The following is a 24,216-nucleotide window of genomic DNA, read 5'->3' as shown; positions in this document are numbered from 1 at the left end:
GGTCGACGGCTACCCCGAGCCCAGCAGCGCCTTCGCGCTGGTCTGGCGACGCCGCCCCACCGCCCCCATGCTGGCCACCAGAGCCACCACGGCCCAAGCCACGACGGCCACTAAGGACCCAAACGCGGGATTCTGGCCGGCCACCACGGCCTGCACCGCCCGCAGGGCCGGGTTGAGGGGGGAGACGGCGTCGGCCCAGCGCACCGGAGCGGGAACTGTGCTGGCTAATCCAGCAGCCACTGTGGCGGTGACCAGCACGACACTGATAAGACGCCCCAGCCCGTGCAGCCATGCCGCCAGGGAGTGGTTGACCAGCCCGAACATCACCCCGACAAGCAGCAACAAGCTACCCAAACCGATTGACCTCGGCACCGAAAGCCCCAGAGCCGTACCACCAATGACGGCCAGGCCACCGCTCACCGCAACGCTTACCACTGCCCCAACCGACATTGTCCGGGCCAATAACCCCAGGGTTGAGCGTGAGGAGGTGAGTGCCCCCGAGGGCACCGTCCGGGCCACCAACCAGGTCGCCAGAGCAGCGATCCAGGCGCCCAGGACGAGCAGCACAGCGACGACAGCCACCGAGGTCGCGATAGCTGGTCCGTCCCCGTTGACAGGTGCAGAGACGACGTCGGCAAGCTTGGTGCGGTCGTTCTGGGAGTATGTCGGCACCTTCTTGGCTCCGGCTGCCAGCTGGCTGGAGAACACGCCGGTGCCCTTGGTGAGTTTCCGGGCTCCTGAGTCGAGCTTGGTCATCCCCGACGCGAAGGTTCCAGCCCCCGTGGCGGCTTTCGCCAGGCCGTCGGAGAGACGATCTACCCCATCGACGTACTGGTTAACGCCGTTTTGAAGTTTCGGCGTCGAGCCAGCAGCCTTACTCACCCCAGCGGTGTAGGCGTCGACCCCGTGGGCAAGAGTCGCGGCCCCTGACGATAACTTCACCCCGCCGGCCTTGAGCTGTTGGGACCGGCTGGCTAAGGCCTGGGCACCGGTAGCGGCCTGGTGGATACCCTCATGTAGCCGGGTGACCTGCCTGACCATCTTCGGCAAACCAGTGCGCAGTTGTGTGGTGAACTCATTGACCCCTCGAGACAGTCGTGAGGAACCGTCAGCAAGTTCGTCGATGCCGTCGTCGATGCTCTTGCCAGAGTTCGGATCCTTGATCGCCATCGCCTTGACGGCCACCCCCGACCCAGCCCGCACGCCCAGGGCGTACCCATCGGTCATCGCGTCGCGGACGATGGGTACCAGGTCGTGGCATTCCTGCGCGGTGTGGCTTCGCACGCATCGACGCAGGAAGTCAGCCTCGCCCCGGGACAGGGCTTCCTTACTAAGTTCCGCGGTTTTCTTTCCCGACGCGTACTGGCGGATCTCAGTGCGGTAACCCACCAGATTGCCGGTGAACTGGTCGATGCCATCAGCAAGCTGTCCGGCCCCACCGGCGAGTTTGTCGAGCTGGGAGGGATCGATTTTCCCGGTAGCCGCAGCGATCTTCTCATCCATCGTCGTCAAACCAGCCGACAGCTGCCCGATGCCGTCGACGACCTTCCCCGTGCCATCGGTGTAGGTCGCCACCCCGCTGGCCAGCCCATCGGCCCCTTGGCTGAGCTGCTGGCCCTTATGAGACAAGGTTGTGAGCCCTCCGGAGAGCTGGGAGACACCGTCGGTGAGCTTGCCGCCGTTAGCTGACAACCGCTGAGCTCCCCCGCTGAGCTTCGTCATGCCGGAGGCAAGGGTGGCTGCGCCGGCGGAAGAACGTTTAGTGCCGTCAGCGAGTTTCGTGGCCCCGTCGTCCAGTTTCGCCGCAGCGCCGGCCATCCTGGCCATCTGTTCGGCAAACCGATTGAAACCAACGTAGACATTCTCCAGATATTTCGAAGTCAGGGTGGTGTTGAGGGACCGGCGCGCCACCTGGGCGGTGAGCTCAGCGATCGTGGTGTCGGTGACCGGGGAGTTCTGGGAGGCCGTCACGTCGATGAGGGCCTGTTTGGCCTTGTTGACGTCGTTGGCGGAGAAGGAGGTGGCATCAGCCGAGAAGGACTCCGGAATCGTCACCACCACCGAGTAAGTGCCGTCCCGCAGCCCCTCGGCAGCCCCCTGGGCGTCGGTGAGAGTCCAGTCGACGGTGTGGCCATCAGTGGTGTGCGAGCCAGAGTCCATCAAGGCGGCGGTGAGTTGGCGGCCCATCGGAACCAGTTGTCCACGCACCTTGACGGCCTTGTCCTCGTTGACGACGGCCGCTTTCACCCGGCCCAACCGGTCGGTGGTATGCCAGGTCGTCCCGACCAATCCGGCGACCACCAGCAGCGGAACGAGGACGAGAACCACCACCGCCGGCCACCTTAACCTGATCGTGGAATGGGAACGTTCAGTCATCATCGAGTACCTCCAGAGGACGACTCAAAATGGTGTTCGGCCAGGTTGTGGATGATCTGTGGGGAGAGCCAATCGATGCGACCGCGACGCTGGGCACCCAAGATCACCGCAGCCTCGCCGGCTTCGCGAACCAGGGATTCCAGCAGATCCCGAGTAATGGGATCGACGATCCGGTCGGCGTGGTCAATGAGGAACAGCCGGGGACGTTTACTGGGTCGTCGGGGCAGATGGGTGAGTACCGTCATCGCTGAGCGCAGCTCGTCAACGAAATCCGGAGCGGACGCGTCGAGGAACCACGTCACCCGACGCACTCTGGAAGCCCGCTCGGGTAGCAGCAATCCTCCCGACCTCATCCGGCCGTGATCCAAGGGCAGCCGTCCCCCGATCGCCAGCAGGACGGCCGAGACACTGTTCTGCGATCCGACGACGGCTTGCACCTGACGCGGTTCGACGTGCATGTCGAGGCCTTCGAAGAGCCCCTCCACCCCGATCCCCTCGGCGTGCAGGGCCTCGGTGTGATCCGCTGTGGGCCAGGCGGCCAGCTTTTCCTCGTGGGCGATCCCTTCTCCCTCGATGTCGAGGCGGGGTAGGCGTCGATCCAGCCACCCGGGCAGCCACCAGGCCTTGTCACCTAGCAGAGCCATCACGGCCGGAACGAGGGTCATCCGCACCAAGAAGGCATCCGTGAGGATCCCGACGGCCAGGGCCAGGGCGATTTCCTTGATGGCGTTCATGCCCTCGGGGATGAAGAAGACGAACACCGAAATCATGATGACGGCAGCTGCCGTCACGACCTTGCCCGAACCGATGAATCCCCTTGTCACAGCACCTTTGGCATCACCGGTGTGTACATATTCCTCACGCATCCGCGAGACCAGGAACACCTCGTAGTCCATCGCCAATCCGAACAGTATGCCCATGACGACGATAGGCATGAAGGAGATGATGGGCACCAGACGATCCAGGTTCACCACCTGCAACCCGATACCCCGGTTGAAGACGAGTTGGGAGACCCCGAAAGCGGCCAACACCGATAACAAGTACCCGACGGTGGCTTTGATGGGCACTGCGATGGAGCGAAACACCAAGGTCAGCAGCACTAGGCACAGCCCGACGACGAAGATCCCGAAGGGTAACAGGGCGGCACCTAGACGTTGCGAGACATCGAGCTTGATGGCTGTCAAGCCGGTGACGGCGGTGTCGACACCGTACGTATCGCGCCACTGAGTCTCGTGGTCACGCAGGGTACGCACCAGGTTATTAGTGGCCTCGTCGGCCGGGCCGGTGGTCGGCAGCACCTGGATCATCGCGGAGTCGGCATTTCGGTTCGGCACCGCCAGGGCAACGGTGTCAACCCCCGGAATCTTCTCGATGTCGGCCTTCAGCCCGTTGACTATTCTCATCGGGTCGTGCGAGGAGACGACGTCGGCGGTGACGATGACCGGCCCGTTGAACCCCGGCCCGAATTTCTGCTCCAGGACGTCATAGGTCTGCCGAGCGGTGTTGCTGGCCGGCAGTTCTGCAGCGGTGGGCAGGGAAAGGTGCAGGTCCTTCATGGGGACAGCCAAGGCCCCCAGCCCCACTACGACGACAAGAATGGTTACCAGCGGCACCCGCGTGACAGTGCGCACCCACCATCCGAAGATGCCCCCGGAACGTTCCTTTTCCCCGGCAGTCCTGGCCTTCGTGTCCGCGCGGGATCTCCTCGGACGCAACCTCTCCCCCATGAGCCCCATGAAGGCAGGGAGCATCGTCAGGGCGATGACGACGGCCAGGGCCACACCAATGGCTGCGAAGATACCCATGACGGCGAGGAAGGGGATCCTGGCAATGGACAGGCCGATGAGGGCGATGACGACCGTCGCCCCGGCAAAGACCACCGCCGAACCCGAGGTCGCGACGGCTCGGGCAGCCGATTCCTGCACCTCGGCACCGTCACGCAGCTGGTCACGGTGGCGCGACAGGATGAACAGGGCGTAGTCGATCCCGACGGCCAGCCCAAGCATGACCGCCAGCATCGGTGTGACGGAGTTGACCGTGGTGAATCTGGTGAGAATCGCCATGCCTGAATAGGTGACCCCGACCCCGAGCACGGCTGTAACGATGGGCATTCCAGCTGCTACCAGGGATCCCAGGGTGACGGAGAGGACAACGAGGGCCACCCCGACTCCGATGACCTCGGTGATCGACAGGGAGGGTAGCGTCGCCTCGAAGGCTTGTCCCCCTACGTACACATGGGACCCTGATGGCAGGTCCGATTGAATCTCGTTGCCAACCCTGATCAGGTCGTGACGTCCGGAATCAGGAAAGGTCACCGCGTTGTTCTGCCCCAGCTCTACCTGGATGACGGCCGCGGTGTGGTCCTTGTTGACCATCCCGGTAACGTACTTGTTCCACGGTGATGTCGCCCCGGTGACGAGGGGGAGGTCTTTGAGCTCGTCCACCCCCTTTTCGATCCGGGAGCGGATGAGCTTCGACGAGATGTTGGTGCCGTCAGGGACGGTGACGACGACGTTGGCGCTGAGCGCAGAGGCCTGCGGGAAGGCCACCTGGAGTTTGTCGTAGGCCACCTGGGAAGGCGCCCCGGGGATGGTGAAGAAATCGTCGTAGTCACCGTGCAGAGCGGCAACTCCCACACCAAGCAGAGCCAGCAGGACCAGCCACAGTGCTACAACGGTCTTGGCCCGCCGGAAACACCACACCCCGAGATCGTGGAGCAAGGAGGACATCATCACCCCTCGGTTGGAATCACACGAACACCACTCGATACACTTATGTATCCGAGGTAGCATCGTATCCGATACATCCACCCCATGAGTGGTTGCACGTCCACTGCCTCGGGATCCTCATGACTACAACCAGCGACACCCCTCCGATCTCGGCGCGCCGCGCCGCCACCCAAGCTCGGCTGGCCGATGCCGCCGTTGCTGTTTTTGCCCGCAAGGGGGTCCCGGGATCGACCGTCGAGGAGATTTGCGAGGAGGCTGGGTTCACCCGCGGCGCCTTTTACTCCAACTTCACCTCGAAAGACGACCTGTGCACCACGGTGCTACGTCGTTATGCCGAGAAGAATCTTGCGACCCTGGGGTCCTCTCTGGACTTCCCCAACGACGGTCACGAAGCGTTGCGTGACCGCATCCACGGCATCATCGCCCTGTTCGCCTCAACCGTCGGCTCCGATCCCTTGACGGCCATGGCGATCCTGGAGATCACCATCGAGGCAGCACGGAATCCACGATTGCGTCAGGCCTACCGGCAGGTCGGGGACGTTATCACTCCTGCCTTGTGCCAAATGGTCGAGCAGGCTCTGCGTGAACACGCCGCCACCGCCACCATCGCGGTTTCCGACCTCGTCGAGGTCACCCAAGCCGTCTTCGATTTTCGGGTGCTGGCGGCAATGGCGTCAGGACGCCAGGCCGACATCGACCGCATGACCAACCAGCTGACAATGATGGTGCTGACCTTCGTCCACCCCATGTGATCCCGCGACAGGCCCCGACATAGCACCGGCCCCGCACAAGTGCAGGGCCGGTGGTGTGGCAACAGGGAAGAATCAGTAACCCAGGATCTTCTTGCGCTCGGGCAACCATGCAATGGCGTCACGGATTCCATCCGCCTGGGTCAGCTCCGCGCTCCAACCGAGCAGGTCTTTGGCCCGGCGGGACACCGTGTAGGCACCTGCGACATCGCCGGGACGCGGCGGGCCGTAGACGACATTGAGGGATTTACCCGTACCCTCTTCGAAGGCCTTAACGAGCTCCTTAACGGTAACGCCGCTTCCGGTACCGATATTGAATACCTGGTACGGGTCGTCGGTCGTAACCTCATCGAGATGCTCCAAAGCAGCAACATGAGCGCGAGCCAGATCCCAAACGTGGATGTAGTCGCGAATACCTGACCCATCACGAGTCGGCCAGTCCACTCCAGTGACGGTGAAAGTGGAACCCTCCATCCAGGCGTCAATCATCTTGCCGAGCACGTGGGTGGGATGCTCAATCTGCTGACCAGTACGCAGCTTCGGGTCTGAACCGATCGGGTTAAAGTACCGCAGGCTCAATGCCTTGAGATCAGAGGCGTGCGCGGCGTCACGCAAGATGAACTCCACCATGAACTTGGTGGTGGCATAGGGGGAACCGGGGTCCAGAGCGGATTCCTCAGTGACCTTGAACTCCTCGTCAGTGGCATAGATCGACGCCGAGGACGAAAACAAGATGCGGTGTACGCCGTTGCGCTCCATTCCCTTGAGCAGAGCAACGGTCTTGCCGACATTGTTGCCGTAATAGGTCAGCGGCTCATCAACCGATTCGGGGACGATGATCTTGGCTGCGCAGTGGACGACGGCGTCGATCTGGTTCTCGGAGAAGACGCGATCGAGCAGGTCCTGATCAGCGATGTCGCCCTCGTAGAACGTGCGGTCGCGAACGAATTCGCGGCGTCCCGCGGATAGGTCGTCCAGCACGACGACCTCATGGCCGGCCTCCTCACATGCCGAACCAACCGTTGATCCGATGTAACCGGCCCCGCCGGTGATGAGAATCTTCATGGGAACCTTCCGTAACGTCGATCTCGTCGCCGTCAAGTCTAGGTGCGGCTCGCCAGCCTCGATGGCGGGCACGGGCTGCGTGTGGTGAATTGGTCACGAACGGTGCGCGTTGCCAGCCCACGCGTCGCTAACTGGCGTGCCCAACCAATCTTCCACAGCTGGTTTCTAGAATTGCTGTTATGGAGGACACCGGATCGCAGACCTTGCCCACGGAGAACCGTTCCACCGGCTCCCGCGGGGCGGGGGTACGCGCCCGTCTCAATCGGTTCAATCCGAGCCGCAATAACGTTCCCCAAATCAACATCCCCGGTATGGAGGAGGTGCTGGACCCCAAGCTCGATGACGGCCGCCCGGCTGACACCGAACGGGCATGGTGGGGAGACGTCACCCTGACCCTCATCATGGCCGTAGTGACGATCGCCCCCTACCTCGTCAGTCTGGTGGAGTGGCCGCGCCCGGAGTACATCGCCGCCCTCTTGTCATCGATGGTCATGGTGGCCTCTCTGCCGATGCGTCGCGAGCATCCTCTTCTCATGATGACCTTGGTCGCTATCGGGGCTGCGATCCAGTTCTTCTTCGTGCCTTTCCCGGTGTTGAGCATCTTCGTCGTCCCGATCGCCTCCTACTCGGTGGCGAGGTGGGTCGACGGCCACCAATCCCGCTGGGTGCTGTGGGTGGGAGCCGTGGGGTCAGTCATTGGACCGATGAGGTGGATCCCCACCATTGCCGCCGGTTACGATCCCTCATCGGGAACGCCCTGGGTGCTACTGGTGCTGGCCATGACGGTGTGTGCGGGCCTCGTCCTCACCCCATACGCGGTAGGTCGACGACTGCGGGAGTCCGCCCTCATCGACTCCCAGCAACGCATCGTCAAAGCCCAGCGGTACCGGGCGATCCTCGCCGAACGTGAACAGCAGGCCAGGGTGGCCGAGGAGCGCACCCGTAACGAGATCGCCAGAGAGCTCCACGACATCGTCGCCCACTCGCTGTCGGTCATGATTGTGCAGGCCGAAGGCGGCAAAGCACTGGCGACGAAGAAGCCGGAGAAGGCCCCCGAGGTGCTTGAGACGATCGCCGAGACCGGACGTGAGGCCCTCCTTGAAATGAGGCGAATCGTCGGGGTGTTGCGTCAGGACACCGACGCCGAGTTCTCCCCCTCCCCTAGCCTGGCTGAAATTCCCGACCTGGTGGACAAGTCCGGGGTGAAAGTTGAACTCAAGGTGACTGGGGAGGAGCCGGTGGTCTCCCAGGCTCTTGGGCTTGTGATCTACCGAGTCGTTCAGGAGGCCCTCACCAACGTCCTCAAACACGCTGGCCCGAGCGCCCACGCCACTGTGACCCTGGCCTATTCACCTACCGCGATCTACGTGGAGATTCTCGACGACGGGTACGGGGTTGCCGTCCAGGGGGACGGTCGGGGACACGGCCTCCAGGGAATGCGAGAGCGCGTCACGTCAATGGGTGGACAGCTGTCGGCAGGACCTCGCAAAGAGGGCGGGTTCCGCGTCATGGCGAAACTGCCGGTCCAAGCCGACTCCCGTCAGAGATGAACTCGGCTCCGACGTCACTTACCCCAACAGTTCGGGGAGGAACCCTAGCCGCTCCGGGGCCCGCGGTACCCAGGCGAGCACATCCTCAGGTGTGAGTGGTCCGGCAGTTCCGTGCACTCGCGAGGTGACAATAGCCCCCACCAGGGCGGCGACGTCGAGCTTGCGGGCCAACGGCACCTGCCACCCCCAGCACCAAGCCAGACCGGCCAAGGCGGCGTCTCCGGCACCCGTGGTGTTGACCGGGTTTATGTTCACCGCCGGAACGTGAACCTCCTCGCCAGTACGAGAATCCACACCGACGATCCCGTCACCGCCACAGGTGACGACAACCACTGGAACGCGCTCGGCGAGGGCTCGAGCTGCCCGTACAGGGTCGTCGGCGCCTGTAAGGTGCATCGCCTCAGCGGCGTTGGGCGTATAGCAGGTGCATCCTGACACCGCGTCAAGCAATCCGGGTTCGTATCCTTCCTCGAATCCGTGGTCTGCGATCACCGGAATCCCTGCGTCGGCGGCGTCATGTAGCCAGGCGTCAGCGGGAACCGACACATGGGTGACGATGACGTCAACTCCGTCAAGATTCGGTGCGGGAAGTGGGGCTGGTAACGCAGTTTCCACCGTCGTCATGGCCCGCTCGGTGCCACACGCCTGGCTCATCGTCACCGGGAGAGTCCAGCCAGGGTTGATCGGGCTTGGGGTCAGGTCAATGCCCCACTCGGTCAATTCCCGACGACACATCTCGGAGTTGGGGTCGTCGCCTAGACCTGTCAGTAACTGGACCCGAGCACCCAGGCTTGCCCCGATCCGTGCCGTGTTGGCGACCCCACCCCAGGTGGTGACGAAGTCGGTGCCGTAACGCTCCTCACCCAGACCGGGCAACTCGTCGATTCCAGAGATGACGAGGTCGCGGAAGGTGATACCGGCGGTAAGCAGCCGAGGATGACGGTTGACGGACATGGGCATGGCTCCTGTGCGCGATTGGTCGCCCTTCAGCATAGACAGCTACTAACCCCGGTAACCTGTGAAACACCCCATTGGCAGGCGATGCCCCGAGGAGTAGAGATGCCCACCAACGACACCCTCATCCGGGGCTTGTGCCCCCAGCCCCGCCAGGTACAACTCACCGAAGGACAATTCCCCCTGCCGTCGGTGCTCACCTGGACTGGCCCCGACGAGGTCATCAACGCCGTTACGATCCTCACCGAGCGACTGGCTCCAGCACTCGACGTCGTGCGAGCAACATCACACACCGACGATGCCTCCCTCACCGTCATAGTGGATCCCGCTTTAGAAGCGGAGGGCTATCGCATTGACATCGACGCGCAGGTCCGCATCACTGTCGGCAGTCCATCTGGAGCGCGTTGGGCAGTGCAAACCCTGCTCCAGCTGCTCACCCCGTGGGTTTACGGGCCCGGACCGCTAGCGCTGAAGCACCTATGCCTTCCGAAAGGCGTCATCGTCGATGCGCCACACCACAGTTGGCGCGGGGCCCATCTAGACGTTTCGCGGCATTTCATGCCCACCTCGTTCATCATGAACTTTTTGGACGTGCTGGCCGTACACAAGCTCAATCGGCTGCACCTACATCTCACTGACGATCAGGGGTGGCGTCTGCCGGTACCGGGCTGGCCGCGGCTGACCACGGTGGGCGCGTGGCGTCCAGGAACGGTACGAGGGCACCAACCGCCACCCGACGACAACGGCTGTGACGACGTCGCTGAGCACGACCACATACCCCACGGTGGTGCCTACACCGTCGACCAGCTGCGCGCCATCGACGAGCGAGCTCAGCTGTTGGGCATCACGGTCGTCCCGGAAGTCGATCTTCCGGGACACACCGAGTCGGTGGTGGCCGCCTACCCCGAGTTGGGCTGTGGAGCACCGATCAGCCATCCGCGCACCGCCTTCGGGGTGTCGGAGCACCACATCAACCTCACCGATGCTGCGCTGGGTTTTTGCCGCGACGTCCTGGATGCCGTGATGGAGATCTTCCCGAACTCGCCGATCCACATCGGCGGCGACGAGTGCCCCGGCAAGGAGTGGTTTGGACATAAGCCCACCCGCACCCGGCTAGCCGAGCTGGGCATCACGACCCCACACCAGGCTCAGGCGTGGTTCGAGCGCCAGATCTGTGGCCACGTCGTCGCTGCTGGACGTCAGGTCATCGCCTGGGACGAGGTGTTGGAAGCCGGTGCGCCCGAGGAGGTCACCGTGATGGTGTGGCGGGATGCCGACGACATCGCCCGCGCTGCTGCCGCAGGTCACGATGTCATTGCCGCACCCGCCCGGCATACCTACTTAGATCACGGCATGGAGACGGGCCCGCAGGCACCGGTGACAATCGACGCCCCGATGACTATGAACGATGTCGCCGGGCTGCACGACGTGCTGGCCGCGGTGAACTCACCCCACCTGCTGGGTGGACAGTTCCAGTTGTGGACCGAATATCTGTGCACCCCTGCTCAGGTCGAGGATGCCGCCTTCCCGCGCGGCACGTCGATCGCCGAACAGTTGTGGACTGGCAACCCGGCTCGACCGCTGTCGGAATTAGAGGCCCAAACTCGCCGTCTCACCGCGATGGGGGTCAATTGGCACCGATAATGGCATCGATACCGGCCACGTTCATCATGAGCAGGCAGGCCATCGAGTTCGACCAACTGAACCACCCTCGGGTGAACCGAGTAGGGTCGGTTGGATCGAAGCTCTCGTGGGTCCAGCCAGTACCACCATCGGTGGCGAGGATCGTCTCCAGGCAGTCGCGGGCCTCCGCATCGTCCCCAGTGAGTCCCTGCACCGCCAAACCAATGTGCCAGATATAGCCCTTTGGACTGTGCGGGCTACCAATTCCCCGGGCTGCCGGGCCACTGAACAGGTACGGGTTAGCCGCGCTGAGCACCCAGCGGCGGGTGCTCTGGTAGAGCGGATCGTCACGACCGAGGTCACTGGTGAGAGGCAAAGACAACAGGGAAGGCATGTTCGCGTCGTCCATTTCCAGCACTGATCCAAGCCCGTCCACCTCGTAGGCAAGGTGGTCCTCGACGATGCCGAATTGCCTCACCCCGGCATCGATCTCATCGGCCAGCTTCGTGGCGCGTTCGACAAGATCCTCGTCATCCCAGACGCGACAGAACTCGCGAATTTGACGCAGGGCACGCATCGCCATGAACTGAGCCGGAATGTTGTAGCCGTAGCGGCAGGCGTCGTCGGAAGGGCGGAACCCGCTCCAGGTCATCCCGGTGTGTCCCACCGGAGTGCCCGAACCGTCGCGGCCGAGGGTGTCGGACGGCTCGGCGGGGCGCACATGGCGGTAGGTAGACCGCGCATGATCCTGCTCCAGGCTCCAGACGTCGATAATGCGTATGCACCCCTGGTGGACCGCACCGTTCAGATGCTCCGGGCTGCCGGTGGCCTGCCAGTACCGCCATGCCAGGTCGACGGGGAACGCCAGCGAGTCCACCTCGTATTTGCGCTCCCATAGCTCGTCGGCCACATCGAGGTCATCGGCGTCGAAGTGCGCCCCGGTTGGGCCGGAATTGAAGGCGTTGGCGTAGGGGTCAACGTCGATGCAGTGCCACTGGCGGGCGATAACGTCGCCGATCTGACGAGTCACCTCGGGGAGGTCGCACATAATCAGGAACGGCCACAACTGCGCCGAGGAGTCGCGCAGCCACATAGCCGGAATATCGCCAGTGACGACGAAGACGCCGTGCTCGTCGCGGGACATAGTGCGCGTCCACGTGTCCGTCATCCAGGCCACGAATCGGCTTGCAGCCTGCCGGCCCATCGCCTCGTCAAGGCCCTTGCCTACGCCCTGGCTGATCTGGGCACCGATCTCGTCTAGACGCTGCCGTAGGGCAGGTGTCAGCTCGCACGCCCTCATCGATGGGGTTCCCAGGAGGTCACCCGCTCATCGTCCAGCCCGGGAACCCACATGTCCCCCTGTCCCTTGAGTCTGCGTCCGACCGTGAGAACCCACGCTCCGGCAGCCCGTCCGGCACGCAATCCGAAAGCGGAATCCTCGACAACGACACATCTGCTCGGGTCGGCCCCTAGACGCCTCGCTGCGGTGAGGTAGGGGTCGGGGGCCGGTTTGCCGGCAGCGACCTCGTCCACCCCAAGGACGGTGTCGAACAGTTCCAGCCAGCCTTGTGAGGCCAATCCGTCACGCACCAAACGCGTCGGGGAATTCGACACCACAGCGATGGGTACATGACCCGACAGCCTCTTCACGAGGCGGTCAGCTCCGGGCATCGGCTCGGTGTTGCCAGCCAGGTTGGCGTCAAGGATGTCCATGAAACGCTCGACGGTGGCCTGGGGATCTGCCTGAGGGTGGTCTCGCAGATACAGCTCAACGACGTCGTCGACGGTGCCCCCGTCAACCTTGGCGCTGTCAGCGTCAGCCAGAGAAGTGCCCCACAGATGCTCAGATGCCACGCACCAGGCCGGCAGGGTGTTGAGCAGGGTTCCGTCCATGTCAAAGAGGACGGCATCCACATACTGCGGCGGGTACATCGTCACCATTCAAAATCCATCTCTCTACTTGGGCCGATCGGTTCCACGTCACGCAAGACGCCGACGTCGCTGGCGTCCATATGGCCAGGGTGCACTCCCATTGCCTGCAGTAGCAGCGGCGTCACCTCGTGGCTGCGAAGGGCAGCGGTACGCAGCAACGGCTCGGGAAGCGTCCCACCGATGTGGTGGGCTGCCAGGAAGCTGCGACGTACCTCCACCTCGTCTTCCCCGTGACCCCCTTCGGGTTTGTGACCGTGATCGGTGGTGACGGCGACAAGCCACTGCTCCCCGAGCTGCTCGTGGCGCTCGGCGACGGCCTTGACGAGGTGACGGGTGAGCTCGTCGACATGCCCCACTGCCTGCTGGTACTGCTCGGAGTCCGCCCCGAAACTGTGTCCGGCGTGGTCGACCCCCTCGAAGTAGACGACGGCGGCGTCCGGGCCCTCGTGCAGCAGATGCCAGGCGGCCCACGACGACACTTGCTCATCAGCCCGGTCGATGCCTTGGGAAAGGTCGGGGCCGAAGAGCTGGTGCTGTCCGGTGCGCTGTTGGTCCACCCGCTGGTGAATGATCGGGCCGGGCCCGTAGGGGCTCACAAAGGCGTCCCAGGTGGCTGCGGCGAGGGTGCGCGCCGATGGGTTGGCGAAGAACACCTGGGAGAGGATGTCAGGGTGACGTGCCAGATCGTGGCCGACGAACTCGTTCCACCACACATTGCACTGCTCGTGGGTGGCGCCGGTGAGGATCGTCGTCCAGCCGGGGGCAGAGTCGGTGGGCGGGGTCATCCACATGGGGATGATCGTGCCCTGGGAGCGGTCATCCCCTCGCACCAGGCGAGCGAGGGTCGGAGCCAGGTTTTTCGGGGCTCGATCGACGGGCAGGGTGTGGTCCAGGGCCGGCGCCGGATGCTCGGGGACCGGCTCGCCCTGCCCCACGCCCCGCACGAATCGGGGATCGGCGGGGTGATCGGGGTGGGTGAATCCCGGATCGCGTTGCAATGCCCCAGGCAATGCGATGTCGAGGCGCAACCCGTCGATGCACACCAGGAGAAGTTTCATCGCTGGCTCACTCTCAGTGTCAGAATCTGGAAGGGACGCAGGGTGAGTTCCACCCTGCTGCAGGTGCTGGCCGGCAGTTGTTGGGTCGGCTCGTCAATCGGGTCCTCAAGCAGATCCACCTCGCTCACACAACCGTCCCGGTCCAGCAGTAGACGCACCCGACTGCGAGCACCCTCGGCTTCATGTATGCGTATGACAAGATCCCCAGACCCGTCAAAGGCCTGCTTGACGGCGTCGATGACAGCCGTGCCGTGCACCGGCTCGATCCGGGCCGTACTGGGCAGTTCCACCGTCCCGCTTCGCACCTGGAGCGGCTGGTTAAGCCGTGCCGCCTCGACGTGCGCGGACTCGACCCGGGCGTCGGTAAGCAGGCTGTAGACAAGGTGGTGACATCCCTGGTCGGGGTGAGGGTCTGGGCTCTGCGGTGAGCGCAACAGGGTGAGTCGGGCCATGACCCCCATAGTGGGGATGTGCTCGTCCCCACCGGCCGGGCTCACGTCGTGACCATAGCTGGACTGGTTAACCAGCGCCACCGCGTACCTTGGCTCAGCCAGCAACATCCACTGCTGCCCGCAGCTCTCGAAGTGGGCATCGTCCCAGGAGGTATTGGCCTCGATTGGCCGTTCGATGTGGCCAAACTGGATCTCGTCACGGCTGGAGCGGGCGGCCACGTCGAGAGGAAAGTCCACCTTGAGCACGCGAGCCCGTTCGGCCCAGTCGACGTCGACGCTGAACTCCACCGCCCGACTGTCGGCGTCCAGGGTGATGGTCTGGACGAAGCTGGACTGACCGGCGTGACGCTCCACGCGCACCTGGGCGCGCAGCAGGCTTTCGGTGACGCGCAAATCAGTGACCCGGTCCACCGGATCGCCGCTGTGACGGTACTGCTGCTGCAGCTCCCAAGCATCGAAGCAGTCGGGATAGTCTGGGTGCAGGACGAGCCGGTTGGCGCGCTGTCCAGACAGCAGGAGTTCGCGGTCAGATACCAGGTCAACAATCGAGTTCACCAGCCCGTCGCGAGTGTCAATACACACGTCGACGAGTCCGTTCGTCATCCGGATCGCGTCGCGACCTCGCTGCACATGCACCGGGTGCTCGGGGTCAACCACGGCATCGGTCAGCGATTTCGCCGCCATTGCTGGCACCTGCACGAGTACGGGTCGGTCACTGGCAGTGAGGACCTCGCGCCGGTCCGCCTGGGACGGATTAACTAGGCTCACCCCCACAGTCTCGCCGCCACTCGCCTGCAATAGTGCCTGCCAGGCGTCGTCCATGAGCTGATTCAACTCGGCACGAATGGCGGTGAACTCGGCGATGGCCTCTTGGTTCACCCACGCGATCGACGATCCGGGAAGGATGTCGTGGAACTGCAGCAGCAGGGTGCGCTGCCACAGTTGTTCCAGCTGCTGGTAGGGGTAGGGGTGGCCGGTACGGGCGGCCATAACGGCGAGCCACTCGGCAGCCGCGAGCCCAGCCTCGGCGCGTCGGTTGCCGTTCTTGAGGGGGTGGGCGGAGGTGTAGACGCCCCGGTGGAACTCCAGGTACATCTCACCGCGCCACACTGACGCCTGTGGATGGTCCTCCTGCGCCTGGTCGAAATAGTCGTCCGGAGAGCCCAGCCGCACCTGCGGCGCGTCCTCCAGGTCGGCGAACCTGCGGGCGCGTTCCACTTGTTCGGCGGTAGGTCCACCGCCGCCGTCGCCGTATCCGAATGGCAGGATTGAGCGTCCGGCCACGCCCTTCTCTTTGAAGTTTGCCTCAGCTTTCTTGACCTCTTGGGCGCTGACAACACAGTCGTAGCAGTCCACTGGCGGGAAGTGCGTCCAGATCCGGGTGCCGTCGATGCCCTCCCACCAGAAGGTGTGGTGGGGAAGCGTGTTCGCCGTGTTCCAGCTGAGTTTCTGAGTAAAGAACCAGCGCATGCCAGCAAGTCGAGCAATCTGGGGCAGCGCACCGGTGTAGCCAAAAGAATCCGGCAGCCATAAACAGTCCGGACGCACCCCGAGGTGTTCGCGCATCCAGCGCAGACCGCTGGTGAACTGTCTCACCAGCGATTCCCCGGAGGGCAGGTTAGCGTCGGACTCCACCCACATACCACCCACCGGATGCCACTGGCCACGCTCGATGGCCTCCTGAACGCGTTCGAAGAGCTCTGGTGAGGATTCTTGGAGCCAGGCATAGTGCTGGGCACTGGTGCAAGCGAAGTGGAAGTCGGGGTACTCCTGCGCCAGGGCGACAACATTGGAGAAGGTGCGCACCACCTTGCGGCGGGTCTCACGCAACGGCCATAGCCAGGCCGAGTCGATATGCGCATGTCCGATGGCCGTCATCTGTTGGGCTGATGAGTTTGCCCCCGAATCCAGGTACCCGGCAAGGATTTGCCGGGCCGGTCCGGCACCGGCGACGATCCCCTGGTGATCGACCTCGTCAGCAGCTTGTTCCAAGCCGCGGAGAAGTCTGGCGCGATGGGTGGACTCGGCTGGTAGCTGGCGCATGAGCCCGTCAAGAACGTCGATGTCAAGCCACAAGCCCCACACCTCATTGCGGCGCACCGAAAGCTCCGCTCCCTTGAACTGCCACAGCGGCTCATGTCCCGCAGTGCGACGATCCCCCAGCTCGGTGGGTCCTCCCAAGTGCTGGGTCATGTCGGGGTTGCCGGCGGCCTCTACCCACAACTCGACGTCCCCGTCGGCCCCAATGAGCGGCTCGCCCTCTTTGGTGAATCGGGCAGCGAGCGCCCCATGGTTAAGCCCGATCCGGTGGTTGCGTGGGTTGAGGGCCTTGAGAGGGCGTCCGTTCGCGGTGTAGACCATCGCTTCGGACTGGTTACCAGCCCAATCACCAACGAATCCAAGGTCCATCGAGAGATCGACCTCTTCACCAGCGTGGCTAGCAGGCAGGGTGCCGGTAACGTGCAGCCACCAGGTGCTCCATGGAGCACCCCACCACGTCCCGGGCGGAAATGGCTGGTAATTGGCGGCAGCGGCCTCCTTGAAGCTCACTGGCTCGCCGGGGACCTGCCAGGCCGTCACCTGCAATGGACAGATCTTCTCGGTGATTTCTCGTTCGAGACGTTCCTTGAGATGGCCAATCCGGTCCTGGATGAGTTCGGTGTGATCATGCATGGGCGTCCTTGAGGTACTCCAGGCCGTCGAAGGCGTCAGCGAAGTCGTCAAGCAGCTGTTCGGCGACGTGAACGGAGTCAACAAGCGGGTGGTGGCTCAGGGCCAGCAGGGCGGCGGTACGGCTGTGGTTAACAGCAGCGTCGATGGTGCGTTGTTCTACGTACTTGGCGTTAACGACAAGTCCTCGGGCATGGTCGGGCAGCGCGGGAGTGGGCAGCCGGTGAATCCCGGCACCGTCTACCCGGCACGGGACCTCCACGACGGCCTCGTCGGGCAGGTCGGGAAGGGCCCCGTGGTTGGCGACGTTGAGGATGAGCTCGGCGGGTACGTCGTTGGCGATGGCGTGCATGATCGCCAGCGCAACCTTGTCGTATCCGCCGGTCTCTAAGTCGGCTTCATCGCGCTCGAATTCACCCGAGACCTCGCGATTGGTGGCCATGTAGGTCTCCTCTCGCTCCAGACGGGTGGCTTCCCATAGGCCAGCGACATCGTCAGTGTGTTGGGCCTGGGTGTAGAACTGGTTCTGCTGGGCCTCCAGGAAGGCTCCGCGCGGGGCTTCAGCCTTCCGATCGGCGGCGAGGTCGTCTCGGGAATAGTAGTAGTAATGCAGGTATTCGTTAGGCACGGCGCCCAAGGCTTGCACCAGGTCGGCACCGAAGAGACGACCTTCCTCGAAGCTCTCAATGAGGTCGGGTCGCTCAAGCAGACGCGGCAGGACGTCGACCCCATCAACGTTTAGGCTGGTAAGCCAACCTAAGTGGTTGAGTCCGCTGTAGCCGATGTGAATGCGCCCGTCGCCGTCGAATAGGGACCCCAGGTCGGCCGGTGCCAGCCCGGCACGCTGCAGGGTGGTGAGGATGCGACGGGCCAGACCCACTGGAGAGTCGCAGATGCCCACTACCTGGTCTCCCAGGCGACGCTGCATGACCTCAGTCATCACCCCCGCCGGGTTAGTGAAGTTGATGACCTTGGCGTCGGGGGCATACCGCGTGATCTGCTCGACGAGGTCGAGTACCACCGGGATCCCCCGCAAAGCATACGAAATACCGCCAGCTCCTACGGTCTCTTGACCGATGACCCCGCGAGCCAGGCACATCGACTCATCGAGGGCACGTCCATGGGTGCCGGCGACGCGGATGGCCGAAAAGATGAAGTCGGTTCCCGCCAAAGCGGTGGGCAGGTCGGTGGTAGCTACCACTGACGGCGCGTGAGGCAGGGCGCGGGCCAGCTGGGCTACCACCGTCTCGATGACGCCTAGCCGGAGCGGGTCGGTGTCGTAGAGCCGCAGTTCGGTGACTCGTTGCGGCGAGGTGTCGTGAGCAAGGGCCTTAAATACCAGCGGAACGCGGAATCCTCCGCCACCGAGGATGGTGAGCTTCATGCGGTAATGACCTCCACTGTTGATTCGCAGTGTGCGTCGAAGTCCGGTGGCAGCGGCCCGGTGGTAATGACGCCACTGACCTCCTCGAGGGTGAACGGGGAATGCGCTCCGACGCCCGGGAATTTCTCGGAGTCGACGAGCAAGTAGCTCCGACTCGCGGCAGCGATGATCGCCTGCTTGATGTAAGCCTGGGAACGACTCGTATCTCGAACTCGCCCGTTAGCACTCACCCCTGAGCAGCCTAGGAAGGCCAGATCAGCTTGGTGGCGGGTCAGCGCGTCAGCGACGAACTGACCGTCAAAGCACTGGTACCGCTCCGACCACACTCCCCCGAGCACGACAACGGTGACGTCCGGGGCGGTTCTGAGAGTCTCAAAGACGGGCAGGGATGCAGTAAGCACGGTGATGGAGCGCCCGGTGAGCAGCCCGGACAGGTGGTGGACGGTGGTGCCGATGTCCATGATGATCGTGTCGCCGTCGTGGATAAGCTCGGTGGCCTTGCGGGCGATCGCAGCTTTGGCCTGAGTGTGATGGTTCATGACGTCGCCGAAGTGGTCGTCCACGCTCGTAACGAGTTGGATACCTCCCCAGGAACGCTCGATGATGCCCTTATTTTCCAGGGCGATGCAATCGCGTCGGGCCGTGGCCATACTCACGTTCAGATTCCGAGCGACGTCGACGGTTCGCATGGCAGGCCGGTCCCGGAGCAGTTCGACGATCGCGTCGTGACGAGCGGCCTTGAGCATGTGCCCCATGGTACCGATCCATGACCATCCGTCTACACAATTTCGTCATTTCAATCATTTTTCAGCAACTCATCGCCCACCGACCGCTACAGTGATCTCACAAACCAACCTTTGTCGGTTGGTTTGACCATACTCGAATCAAGCATTGACAAGGTTGTTGCCTGGAGATCACCTACAGTTAACCTCAGTTGCACACAGTCGTGACACCCTGAATCCTTGGCGGGTACACAAGCCCCAAATATTCCCCGAGAAGGCGTTCGCACCACGAAGGGACGGGCCCACGTCCCGCCGACATCTGAACATTATTGAGCGATTTTGTCAGTGACGATTCCCGTTCAACCCAAGGAGGGACCTCATGAATCTGTCGCGTCGTCATCTGCTCTCCGGCGGTTTCGCCGGGCTGGGCGTGTTGGGAGTGTCGGCGTTGACCGGATGCTCCACCTCCACCGAGCCCAAGTCCGATACGGACGCCGGTGACGCTAAGAAGCTCGTCCTATGGATGTGGCCAGAAGGCTTCGACAAGCAGACGTTAGCTACCGTCGCCAAAGCGCAGCCGTCTTATAACGTGCGTCAGGACATCATCGGCGGCGATTTCAAGCAGAAGCTCACAACGACCTTCACTGCGGGCTCCGGGCTACCCGACCTTACCGGCGTCAAGGGTGAGGACATCGCGTTCTTCCGTGACCACGCTGGGTACTTTGTTGACCTCAATACTCTCGGCGCCAAAGACATCGAGTCCGACTACCTGGGCTGGAAGTGGGCCCAGGCGACCACCACTGACGGCAAGCAGCTGGGCATCCCCTCCGACATCGGTCCCACAGCCCTGTTCTACCGGGCTGACATCTTCGAGCAGGCCAAACTTCCCAGCGATCCTGACCAGGTTGCCGCCCAGATGACCACCTGGGATGCCTTCATCGAGTTCGGTACCAAGTTGTTAGCCGCCAAGAAGAAGACCTACCTAGTGCGCAACGCCGCTGGTTTGTTCGGCACGATCTGGCCGCAGTCGGGCAAGGGATTCATTGACGAGAAGAAGACCTTCATCGGTGACCAGGACCACATTCGCAACGCGTGGGACATCACCGTCAAGGCACTCAAGGCCGGCATCATCGCTACGATCCAGTCCGACACCTCCGACGCCGCAGCCGCTGTCAACGAGGGACGTTTGCCTGCCGATTTCGGTGCCTCCTGGCACCTGGCTGACCTCATGGTTGATGCCCCCCAAACGAAAGGAAAGTGGCGGGTGTGCGCCCACCCTGGCCCGGCTATCAACCAGGGAGGCTCATTCCTGTCTATCCCGGCCGGCGCCTCGGATCCCAAGGCATCCTTTGCCGCGATCCGCGAGCTGCTCAGCGTAAAGTCCCAGATACGCGAGTACGTCCACAATGGCAACTTCCCCGTCTCCCCGAAAGCCTACGACGATCCGAAAGTCTCGGGTCCAGTGGACTTCCTTGGCGGTCAGCATGCGGCGAAGGTCTTCGGCAAGGCTGCCGAGTCGGTACGTCCGCTCTTCGAGGACTCGAACTCCGGCGCCGTCTCCGCCCCGTTTGCGGCCCAGCTCGAGCGGGTCGAATCCTCGGGAAAGAATCCGGAAACTGCCTGGCACGATGCCGTCTCCGAGGCTAAGCGCATCGCCAGGCAACTGCATCTCACCGTCAGGTGAGGCGTCTGTACCGAGATGAGTTCACCACATACCGTCACCGCCACGCCCACGGACGAGCTGCATCACCCGTCCGTGGGTCGGCGAATGCGCAAGGCTTTGCCGATCTATGCCGCTTTGAGTCCGTATTTCTTCTTTTTCCTTGTCTTCGCCGCTATACCGATGATCTTTACCCTGCTACTAGCCTTCACTGACTGGTCAGGCTTGGGGAGTGCCCATTTCGTCGGTTTAGAGAATTTCACCTATCTCATCAGCGACCACCTGTTCTACAAGTCGCTGGGCACCACGCTTATTCTGTGGGCGATGGGCACGATCCCGACACTCATCATTGCCACGATCGTCGCCCTCATGCTGAACAAGACGATGCGGTTCTCTACGACCTATCGGGTCATTTACTTGGTCCCGAATATCACGTCCATGGTGGCTATGGGAATCTTGTTCAGCTCGATTTTCTCCAGCCAGTTCGGCCTGGCCAACGCCGTGCGCAACTTGCTAGGTCAGGAAAATATCGCCTGGTTGCAAAACGAGTGGGGCATCAAGATCGCCATCTCGTCCCTGACAGTGTGGTCATTCGTCGGCTATAACGCACTGCTCATCCTCGCCGGTCTGCAAGCCATCGACAAGACGCAGTATGAGGCGGCTGCCATTGACGGGGCCAACGGGTGGCAGACGTTCTTCCATGTCACCTTGCCCCAACTTCGTGCCATCGTCTTGTTCATCACCCTCATGTCGACGATCGGTTCGTTGCAGAGCTTCACCGAGGCGCAGGTGCTCACGAGTTCTCAGTCCGCCGGGGCGGCCTCGGCAGGCGGGGTGAACAATTCCGGTTTGACGATGGTGCTCTACTTCTACTCAGTGGCCTTTCAGGAGAACCGATACGGCTATGGAGCGACGATCGCCTGGGGAGTATTCGTCGTTGTGCTGTTCTTCTCGATCATTAACTGGCTCGTTACCCGCGAGCATGATCGCAAGGTGGCACGATGAGACGGCGGGTGCACATCGGGGCGTTCTTCCGACACCTGTTCCTCATTCTGGGCGGGCTGATCTCGCTATTCCCGTTCTACTGGATGTTCGTGCTAGCCAGCCGGCCATCCTCAGTGATCTACAAGTATCCTCCGGTCCTTACCCCCGGCAACCGTCTGGGCGAGAACGTTCATACCATCACCGATAAGGTCAACATTTGGGCGGCTATGGCCAACACGGCTCTCGTGGCGACCACGGTGTCGGTACTTGTGTTACTCATCTCGTCGCTGGCAGCTTTCGCCTTCGCCAAGTTCGATTTTCCCGGCAGGAACGTGCTCTTCGTGATTGTCCTGGCGACATTCTTGCTTCCCACCCAACTCGCGACGATCCCGCAGTTCGTCCTCATGAGCAAGATCGGGTGGGTAGGCGACCTCAAGGCCGTCATCGTGCCCTCCCTAGCCAGCTCGTTCGGGGTGTTTTGGCTGCGACAGTACGCTACGAATGCCATCCCGAAGGAACTGCTGGAGGCTGCCACGCTAGATGGGTGCGGGTTCTGGCACCAGTACGTGCACGTGTGCCTACCGATTATTCGTCCTGCCATGGCATTCTTGGGGATCTTCACCTTCATCGGCTCGTGGAATGACTTCATGTGGCCCCTTATCGTCCTCAACGATCCCAGCAAACTGACCCTGCAGGTAGCCTTGAGCCAACTCAAGACGGCACACGGCACCGACTACGGCATGCTCATGGCTTCTTCGCTCATTGCTGTCGTCCCACTGCTCGTCGTGTTTGTCATCGGTGCCAAGCAACTCATCGCCGGTATCTCGGAGGGAGCAGTCAAGAGTTAAGCCGCATCGAGGAGAGGCCAACCACGGCGGCAGCGCTGTCGATCGAAACCGCATCGCGCCCAGGGGTTCTCGTTGCTGAGGTTCGCCAGAACGTGCCTGTGGTCATTCACAGCCTCGCAGCAAGAACTACGATTCATGTGCGGTGTGACGCTGGATGATCGAGATATGAAATACTATTACGCTGTGTTAACTCATGGCATCACGAGAAAACTGGACATCCTGCTCCTCACCGTGGCTGTGGCACTTGGGTTTTTCGGACTGGATGCGTGGGTAATCCTCCCGGAATCCCACACACCGCTCGTCAAGTCATTAGGCATCCCTGCTGCATCGTGACTTGTGGCATTGATCCTCGGCCTGATATTGCGTCCGTTTCCCACCAAACTAACCGGCAAGGTTGACGCCAACGCGATGGAGGCTGCCATCGCCAAGAAGACGATCATGGCGTTCTGTGGAATGACCTGGCCTGCGCTCATCCTGTTCGTTCTCGCGTTCTTGCTATACCTACCACGCTCATTCGTCTTGCTCGCCATGATTGCCCACGGCGCGACGCTGTTCCTCCTTCTTCACTCGACCGATCAGCGTCTAGAGCAATTCGCCGAGACCTGGTGCGGCGACCATTACGACCCAGCGAATCCAGAGATCGACACATTCCTGCACGGCACGCGATCGGTAAGCTTCGACTGACGAGCAACTGGAGGTGCCATGCCCGATCCGATTCGCGTCATCCTCGTCGACGACCAGTCCCTGGTCCGTTCGGGGTTTCGTATGCTCATCGAATCCGAGGATGACATGGAGGTCGTCTCGGAGGCGTCAAACGGCCTCGAGGCCCTTGACGTGCTACGTCGAATGCCTGTCGACGTCGCCCTCATGGACATCCGGATGCCGCAGATGGACGGTGTCGAGGCCACTCGACGCATCACGGCGTCCCCACTGGATACCAAGGTGCTGATTCTGACCACCTTTGACCTCGACGAGTATGTGTACGCCGCTCTCAAGGCCGGCGCCTCGGGGTTCCTGCTCAAGGATGCCCGCCCCACGGAACTGCTGAGCGCTATCCGCAATGTTGCTGACGGCGACGCTGTCGTCGCACCATCGGCCACCCGCCGCTTGCTCGACCACGTCGTCCCCACCCTGCCTAACGATCCCAAGGCCGCAGATAAGAGACTGTCGGTCTTGACAGATCGCGAGAAGGAAGTGCTGGTGGAGATTGCAAAGGGAGCGACGAACGCCGAAATCGCGCAGACCCTCTACATGGCAGAAGGAACTGTGAAAACTCACATCGGCCGACTACTATCGAAATTAGAGTGCCGCGACCGGGTTGGCCTCGTGCTGTTTGCCCATGAGGTCGGCCTTCTTTGAGATACCTAATCCGTACTCAATACTGGGCATCATAAACGTCCGTCTTTTTCACGTCACCTAAGGCGTGAGGGGGTGTCGGCTACTAGTCGATACCCTCTTCG

Annotated in this window: 19 protein-coding genes; 9 read left to right on the top strand and 10 right to left on the bottom strand. The window is 62.5% G+C overall.

Annotated features, from left to right (window positions below):
* Positions 1-9: 9 nt before the first annotated feature.
* Together CPA42_RS00405 and CPA42_RS00400 are read right to left on the bottom strand one after the other, a co-directional pair.
* On the bottom strand, positions 10-2,379 hold the full coding sequence (locus CPA42_RS00405) for a YhgE/Pip domain-containing protein (RefSeq protein WP_002515790.1): 2,370 nt from the start codon (positions 2,377-2,379) through the stop codon (positions 10-12).
* Positions 2,376-5,108, bottom strand: a complete 2,733-nt coding sequence (locus CPA42_RS00400) for an MMPL family transporter (protein WP_002515814.1) — start codon at positions 5,106-5,108, stop codon at positions 2,376-2,378. The genes CPA42_RS00405 and CPA42_RS00400 overlap by 4 nt, the downstream gene beginning before the upstream one ends.
* A 116-nt stretch (positions 5,109-5,224) precedes the next feature.
* Here CPA42_RS00400 and CPA42_RS00395 point away from each other — a divergent pair, with 116 nt between their 5' ends.
* A complete protein-coding gene (locus tag CPA42_RS00395; protein ID WP_024513528.1) occupies positions 5,225-5,857 on the top strand; it encodes a TetR/AcrR family transcriptional regulator in 633 nt (210 codons plus the stop codon).
* A gap of 72 nt (positions 5,858-5,929) precedes the next feature.
* Here the strand turns inward: CPA42_RS00395 and galE are convergent, their stop codons facing one another.
* On the bottom strand, positions 5,930-6,991 hold the full coding sequence (gene galE / locus CPA42_RS00390) for a UDP-glucose 4-epimerase GalE (RefSeq protein WP_002518589.1): 1,062 nt from the start codon (positions 6,989-6,991) through the stop codon (positions 5,930-5,932).
* A 107-nt stretch (positions 6,992-7,098) separates the two neighbouring features.
* On the opposite strand from galE, the gene CPA42_RS00385 reads away from it, so the two are divergent.
* Entirely contained in the window at positions 7,099-8,469 is a 1,371-nt protein-coding gene (locus CPA42_RS00385; protein ID WP_002515816.1) for a sensor histidine kinase, read from the top strand.
* Positions 8,470-8,487: 18 nt separating this feature from the next.
* Here the strand turns inward: CPA42_RS00385 and CPA42_RS00380 are convergent, their stop codons facing one another.
* Complete coding sequence (locus CPA42_RS00380; RefSeq protein ID WP_002518588.1) at positions 8,488-9,462, bottom strand: carbohydrate kinase family protein; 975 nt, start codon at positions 9,460-9,462, stop codon at positions 8,488-8,490.
* A gap of 66 nt (positions 9,463-9,528) precedes the next feature.
* Here CPA42_RS00380 and CPA42_RS00375 point away from each other — a divergent pair, with 66 nt between their 5' ends.
* Complete coding sequence (locus CPA42_RS00375) at positions 9,529-11,067, top strand: beta-N-acetylhexosaminidase (protein ID WP_002515908.1); 1,539 nt, start codon at positions 9,529-9,531, stop codon at positions 11,065-11,067.
* Here the strand turns inward: CPA42_RS00375 and CPA42_RS00370 are convergent.
* The 6 genes from CPA42_RS00370 to CPA42_RS00345 are packed head-to-tail and all read right to left on the bottom strand — an operon-like array spanning position 11,051 to position 19,297.
* Positions 11,051-12,346: a glycoside hydrolase family 125 protein gene (locus CPA42_RS00370; RefSeq protein ID WP_002515827.1), complete on the bottom strand. Its 1,296-nt coding sequence runs from the start codon at positions 12,344-12,346 to the stop codon at positions 11,051-11,053. The two genes, CPA42_RS00375 and CPA42_RS00370, sit on opposite strands and share 17 nt — an antisense overlap.
* Positions 12,343-12,987: an HAD family hydrolase gene (locus CPA42_RS00365; RefSeq protein WP_002515706.1), complete on the bottom strand. Its 645-nt coding sequence runs from the start codon at positions 12,985-12,987 to the stop codon at positions 12,343-12,345. The genes CPA42_RS00370 and CPA42_RS00365 overlap by 4 nt, the downstream gene beginning before the upstream one ends.
* Positions 12,981-14,036: an alkaline phosphatase family protein gene (locus tag CPA42_RS00360; protein ID WP_002515768.1), complete on the bottom strand. Its 1,056-nt coding sequence runs from the start codon at positions 14,034-14,036 to the stop codon at positions 12,981-12,983. The genes CPA42_RS00365 and CPA42_RS00360 overlap by 7 nt, the downstream gene beginning before the upstream one ends.
* The gene (locus tag CPA42_RS00355) at positions 14,033-17,161 is read right to left on the bottom strand and encodes an alpha-mannosidase (protein ID WP_002515843.1); all 3,129 of its coding nucleotides are present in this window, start codon (positions 17,159-17,161) and stop codon (positions 14,033-14,035) included. Before CPA42_RS00355 ends, CPA42_RS00360 begins: the two co-directional genes overlap by 4 nt.
* Positions 17,154-18,542, bottom strand: a complete 1,389-nt coding sequence (locus CPA42_RS00350) for a 6-phospho-beta-glucosidase (RefSeq protein ID WP_002515923.1) — start codon at positions 18,540-18,542, stop codon at positions 17,154-17,156. The genes CPA42_RS00355 and CPA42_RS00350 overlap by 8 nt, the downstream gene beginning before the upstream one ends.
* The gene (locus CPA42_RS00345; RefSeq protein WP_002515785.1) at positions 18,539-19,297 is read right to left on the bottom strand and encodes a DeoR/GlpR family DNA-binding transcription regulator; all 759 of its coding nucleotides are present in this window, start codon (positions 19,295-19,297) and stop codon (positions 18,539-18,541) included. The genes CPA42_RS00350 and CPA42_RS00345 overlap by 4 nt, the downstream gene beginning before the upstream one ends.
* A 346-nt stretch (positions 19,298-19,643) precedes the next feature.
* Here CPA42_RS00345 and CPA42_RS00330 point away from each other — a divergent pair, with 346 nt between their 5' ends.
* From CPA42_RS00330 to CPA42_RS00305, 6 genes are all read left to right on the top strand, one after another.
* On the top strand, positions 19,644-20,948 hold the full coding sequence (locus CPA42_RS00330; protein WP_002525247.1) for an ABC transporter substrate-binding protein: 1,305 nt from the start codon (positions 19,644-19,646) through the stop codon (positions 20,946-20,948).
* 84 nt (positions 20,949-21,032) lie between these two features.
* The gene (locus tag CPA42_RS00325) at positions 21,033-21,929 is read left to right on the top strand and encodes a carbohydrate ABC transporter permease (protein ID WP_002518586.1); all 897 of its coding nucleotides are present in this window, start codon (positions 21,033-21,035) and stop codon (positions 21,927-21,929) included.
* Positions 21,926-22,756: a carbohydrate ABC transporter permease gene (locus CPA42_RS00320; RefSeq protein WP_002518585.1), complete on the top strand. Its 831-nt coding sequence runs from the start codon at positions 21,926-21,928 to the stop codon at positions 22,754-22,756. The genes CPA42_RS00325 and CPA42_RS00320 overlap by 4 nt, the downstream gene beginning before the upstream one ends.
* 135 nt (positions 22,757-22,891) lie before the next feature.
* On the top strand, positions 22,892-23,089 hold the full coding sequence (locus CPA42_RS13660; RefSeq protein ID WP_002518584.1) for a hypothetical protein: 198 nt from the start codon (positions 22,892-22,894) through the stop codon (positions 23,087-23,089).
* A gap of 3 nt (positions 23,090-23,092) precedes the next feature.
* Entirely contained in the window at positions 23,093-23,440 is a 348-nt protein-coding gene (locus tag CPA42_RS13470) for a hypothetical protein (protein ID WP_002515869.1), read from the top strand.
* A gap of 18 nt (positions 23,441-23,458) precedes the next feature.
* Positions 23,459-24,115: a response regulator gene (locus tag CPA42_RS00305; protein ID WP_002515807.1), complete on the top strand. Its 657-nt coding sequence runs from the start codon at positions 23,459-23,461 to the stop codon at positions 24,113-24,115.
* Positions 24,116-24,216 lie beyond the last annotated feature (101 nt).

Origin of the sequence: Cutibacterium acnes (assembly GCF_003030305.1) — a bacterium.
GTDB lineage: Bacteria > Actinomycetota > Actinomycetes > Propionibacteriales > Propionibacteriaceae > Cutibacterium > Cutibacterium acnes.
The sequence above is the reverse complement of the archived record's forward strand: the minus strand, read 5'-3'. Positions and strand labels throughout refer to the sequence as shown.